Source organism: Ruthenibacterium sp. (assembly GCF_017421385.1).
Taxonomy (GTDB): Bacteria; Bacillota; Clostridia; order Oscillospirales; family Ruminococcaceae; genus Ruthenibacterium; species Ruthenibacterium lactatiformans.
The window spans coordinates 1-4,877 of the sequence record NZ_JAFOIN010000104.1 but is presented as its reverse complement, the minus strand read 5'-3'; the positions used below and the strand labels follow the sequence as shown (position 1 = coordinate 4,877).

4 protein-coding genes are annotated in these 4,877 nt (G+C 63.2%); all 4 read left to right on the top strand.

Features of this window, described 5'->3' with window-relative positions; all coding sequences use genetic code 11:
- Positions 1 to 52 precede the first annotated feature (52 nt).
- The gene (locus IIY41_RS12500; protein ID WP_050006253.1) at positions 53 to 925 is read left to right on the top strand and encodes a carbohydrate ABC transporter permease; all 873 of its coding nucleotides are present in this window, start codon (positions 53 to 55) and stop codon (positions 923 to 925) included.
- Positions 925 to 1,746: a carbohydrate ABC transporter permease gene (locus tag IIY41_RS12495; protein ID WP_009324310.1), complete on the top strand. Its 822-nt coding sequence runs from the start codon at positions 925 to 927 to the stop codon at positions 1,744 to 1,746. The genes IIY41_RS12500 and IIY41_RS12495 overlap by 1 nt, the downstream gene beginning before the upstream one ends.
- 418 nt (positions 1,747 to 2,164) lie before the next feature.
- Positions 2,165 to 3,880 (top strand): DUF4091 domain-containing protein, encoded by a 1,716-nt coding sequence (locus tag IIY41_RS12490; protein WP_117460818.1) that lies wholly within the window; start codon positions 2,165 to 2,167, stop codon positions 3,878 to 3,880.
- A 391-nt stretch (positions 3,881 to 4,271) separates the two neighbouring features.
- The coding region (locus IIY41_RS12485) for an MFS transporter (RefSeq protein WP_287401012.1) at positions 4,272 to 4,877 on the top strand (606 nt) is incomplete at its 3' end.

Genomic DNA, 4,877 nt, shown 5'->3' with positions numbered 1-4,877 from the left:
CGGGCAGGCGCGGCGCGCCTGCCCGCCGCCTGGATAAAAGGGGTTGTGTGTTATGATCAATCGCAGAAAGGAGGCTGCGCAGGGCTTTTTGTATATCCTGCCCAGCCTCGTGCTGATCCTGGTATTCTCGGTGGTGCCCATCCTGATGAGCCTGTACTTCAGCTTTACGAAGTACAATGTGCTGCAGCCGCCCCAGTGGACGGGGCTGGACAATTACATCCGCCTGTTCAGGGACCCTTATGTGCGCGCCTCGCTGAAAAACACGGTGGTCTTTACGGTGATCACCGTGCCGCTGCAGACAGCCGGCTCGCTGGTGCTGGCGGCGGTCATCGCCGAGCTGTTCCACAACAAATTCGGCAATTTTGTAAAAAGCTCGCTGTTCGTGCCCGTCATTGCGTCGGCCATCCTTGTGGGCACGCTGTGGTTCACGCTGCTGTCGCCGCGCGGCGTGGTGAACAGCATCATCCATGCGTTCGGCCTGCCCTCGGTGAACTGGCTGGGCGGCAAGCTCACGTCCATGCTCAGCGTCTGCATCGTCAGCGTGTGGAAAAACGTGGGGTACTTCCTCGTTATTTACTTCGCGGGCATCATGGATATCCCGCGCAGCCTGTACGAGGCGGCCGAGGTGGACGGCGCCAATGCGTTCCAGCGCTTTTTCAAGATCACGCTGCCGGGGCTTTCCAGCGTGACGTTCCTTGTGGTGACGCTGGGGACCATCTGGTCGTTCCAGGTGTTCGACCTGGTGTACACCATGACGGGCGGCGGCCCGGGCACCTCCACCGTGACGCTGGTGCTCACAACCTACAACGCGGCGTTCAAAGAGTACAATATGGGCTACGCAAGCGCCGTGGCCATGCTGATGTTCGTGTTCGTGCTTGCCGTTTCCGGCCTGCAGAAGCTGCTGCTGAAGGGCGGTGAGGACTGATGAGCCGCAGAGCGAAAAAAAACGCCGCGCGCGCGGTGCTGGGGGCCGTGCTGCTGGCAATGGCGCTGTTTGCGCTGCTGCCCTTTGTGTACATGGGCCTGGTTTCCCTCACGCAGAAAACCGTGCTGGACCTCCGGTTCGATCCCGCGGAGTTCAGCTTCAAAAACTATGCCCGCGTGTTCAGCAACTTCAACATCGGGCGCAACCTGCTGAACAGCGTCATCGTCACAGGCGGCGCGTGCGTGCTCAACTGCATCGTGTGCGCCATGGCCGCCTACGGCTTTGCAAAAAAGCATTTTCCGGGGCGCGACCAGCTGTTCATGGTCTATCTTGCCACATTGATGATACCCGGGCAGGTGACGCTCATCCCGGTGTTCACCATCATCAAAAACCTGGGGCTGATGAACACCCACATCGCGCTGATGCTGCCCATCCTGAACGCGTTCGGCGTGTTTCTGGTGCGGCAGTTCATGGTCAACGTGCCGGACGAGCTCATCGAGGCCGCCCGCATTGACGGCTGCGGTGAAAACCGGCTGTTCCTCTCCGTGGTGGTGCCTTTGGTGAAGCCGGTGCTCGTCTCGCTCACCATCTTTACGTTCATCACCTGCTGGAACGACTTTTTGTGGCCCCTTGTCACCGTGACGGACGAGCGCATGCAGACGCTGACGCTGGCCATTGCGGCGCTCAAGGGCAACTACTCCACCAACTACGGCCTGGTGATGGCCGGCTCCACGCTGGCGTTCCTGCCGCCGTTCCTTTTGTATGTCGCGCTGCAGAAAGAATTTGTGGAAGGGATTGCGCTTTCCGGGATCAAAGGGTAATATGAAAGAAGTCAGACTGTCGAAAAAGGCAAAGAAGGAAAAGAAGCGTCCGGGGAAAAGGCTGGCGGTGGCAAAGCCATGCATCTTTGCGCAGCAAAGTGCAAGCCACGCGGCGAATGCCGCCAAAAAGGGGTGGAGACTGCGCCCGCAGGCGCGTGTCGGAGCGGTGCGAAGCCTCCCCTGCGGACAACCGCGCTGAAAGCGCGGCTCTTAGCGTGTGGACGCCCCTTTTTCATCTAGGGCAACCCCGCGACGCCCCGCAGGGCTAGTGCCGAGGCGTGTAGAGCGAAGCGACCGCCGAAGGCCGCCGTACGCGGCGAACGGGGCCGCAGGCCCTGTTCGCAGGCAGTTTGGCGCAAAAGCGCAGCTTTTTCGACAAGCTGCGAAATACACTCAGATCATAAAAGGAGTTCGTCTTATGGCCCGATATGAATTTTTCCTTGCGTCTTCTCTGGAGAAGGTATTCCCGGCACAGCGCCCCGCGGCGCTTTCGGACGGCGCGCGCCTTTCCGTCTGGCGGGGCGCCCGCGCCGCGGTGCAGCTCGTATACCGTGCGGACGACGCCGCGCCGGGCATGCCCGTGCAGAGCTTTACCATCGAGGCGGACGGCGCGCCTGCGCCCGCCGTTCTGCGCGCCGTGGAGCTGATGCCCTCCGATTATCCCTGCTACGAAAGCGCGGACGAGCACTACATCACGAAGGAGCCGGGCCTGTTCCCGGACCTGCTGGCCCCGCTGGAGGCGCCCGCGGTTACACCGCTGCCGCGCCAGTACCGCAGCGTGTGGCTGAGCTGGGATATCCCCGCGGACGCGGCCCCCGGCGCGTATGAGGTGGCCGTGACGGCGCGGGCCGTGGAGGAGCAGAGGATGCCCAACGGCGTGCTCTACCGGGACGCAGACGCGGCCGGGCTTGCGTTCACCTGCCGCTTTACGCTGTGCGTGGGCCGGGCGCGGCTGCCCGCCCAGACGCTGCTGCACACCGAGTGGTTCCATGCGGACTGCCTGGCCTCTTATTACGGCGTTGCGCCGCTGAGCGAAGAGCACTGGCGCATCCTGGAGAATTTCATCCGCGCGGCGGGGGAGGAGCACGGCATCAATATGCTGCTCACGCCCGTGTTCACGCCGCCGCTGGACACCGCCGTAAACGGCGAACGGCTGACCGTGCAGCTTGTGGACGTGCGCCGCGACGCCGGGGTGTATTCCTTCGGCTTTGAAAAGCTCGGGCGCTGGGCCGGGCTGTGCAGGCGCCACGGCGTGGAATATCTGGAGATCGCCCATCTGTTCACCCAATGGGGCGCGCACGCCACGCCCAAGATCATGGCCGTGGTGGATGGGCAGGAGCGGCGCATCTTCGGCTGGGACGTGCCGGCGGCAAGCGCGGAATACCGCGCGTTTCTGGAGGCGTTCCTGCCGGCGCTGCGCACCGCGCTGGAGGGCATGGGCTACGACAAAGAGCATGTGTACTACCACATCTCCGACGAGCCGTCGCCCGAGCATCTGGATTCCTACCGCGCGGCCAAAGCCCAGGCGGAGGATTTGCTGGAGGGCTGCCAGGTCATTGACGCGCTCAGCAGCCTTGAATTTTACAGGCAGGGCCTTGTGCGCCAGCCCGTGCCCGCCAACGACCACATCCAGCCGTTCATCGACGCGCAGGTGCCCGGGCTGTGGGTGTACTATTGCTGTGCCCAGAGCAGCCTTGTGCCCAACCGCTTTTTCGCCATGGAGAGCGCGCGCAACCGCATCATGGGCGTGCTGATGTACCTGTACGGCATCAAGGGCTTCCTGCACTGGGGGTACAATTTTTACAATTCCAAGTTTTCACTGCATCCTGTGGACCCGTACCGCGTGACGCACGCCGACTATGCATTCCCCTCGGGAGACCCGTTCCTTGTATATCCCGGCCCGGACGGCGCGCCGCTTTCGTCGGTGCGCGCGGAGGTGCAGGACGACGCGCTGCTGGACCTGCGGGCGCTGCAGCTGCTGGAGCAGCTTGCCGGGCGCGCGTTCGTGGAGGAGCTGATCTATGCGGACGCGGAGATGCGGCCCATGACATTCCGGGATTACCCGCGCGGCGCCGGTTACCTGCTGGCCCTGCGCGAGCGGGTGGCCGCTGAGATCGAGAGCCGGCTGGCTTAAGGCAACACCGCACAATTTACGGCTGAAGCCTTAAGCGTCGCCTCGCTTGCAGATTTTCCGGCAACTGTCACAAAAATGCTCGCGAATACACAAAGTATTCGCTGCGCTTTTTGTTTAACCTGCCAAAAAATCTGCCGGCGCGATTCGACTCTTAGAATTGTGCGGTGTTGCCTTAAAGAAATACCGCGCCGGGAACGGCGCGCCGCCCGGGGGCTTGAGAGCGCCGCCTTCCGGACAGCCTGAAAAGCGCGGCTGTAAGGCCAACTCCGGGGCCGTCCTGCCAAATGGGCGCGGGCGCAGCGGCCCGCTCCGCAGGACGGCCCCTGTCCTTTTCCCGCGGCGCGGGAACAAACAAAACACCATCCAACAACAGAAACGGAGCGCGTTTGTTATGGAAGCACGGTACCGTTCCACGCTGTGGGCCTGCTGCTTTGCAAATTTTTTTCAGGCTGTGGGCAGCTGCTTTGCCATTCTGTATGTGCCGCTGCGCGGCCTGTACGGCCTCAGCTTTACCGATTTCGGCATCCTTGTCTCGCTGAATTTCATCACGCAGGTCGCGTCCGACGTCCTGTTCTCAAAGCCGGTGGAAAAATACGGCTTCCGCCCGTTTGCCGTGGCCGCTCCCCTCGTCAGCGCGGCCGGGCTGGGCCTGTTTGCCGCCGCCCCCATACTGTTCCCCCAGAGGCCCTTTGCAGGCTTTTGCGCGGGCATGTTCCTGTTCGCCGCGGCGGGCGGCCTGCAGGAGCTGCTGCTCAGCCCCATTTTGGACGCGCTGCCCATCCCGGAGGAGCGCAAGGCCCGCAGCATGAGCATGCTGCACTCGTTTTTCGCCTGGGGGCAGATCTTCGTGGTGCTGGCCACCACGGGCCTGCTGGCGGTGTGGGGCGCCGCGCGCTGGCAATGGATCGTGCTTTTGTGGGCGGCGCCGCCCGTGGCCGGCGCCGTGCTGTTCTGCCGCGTGCCGCTGGCCCGCAAAAACGGCGGCGCCCCGCCCCTG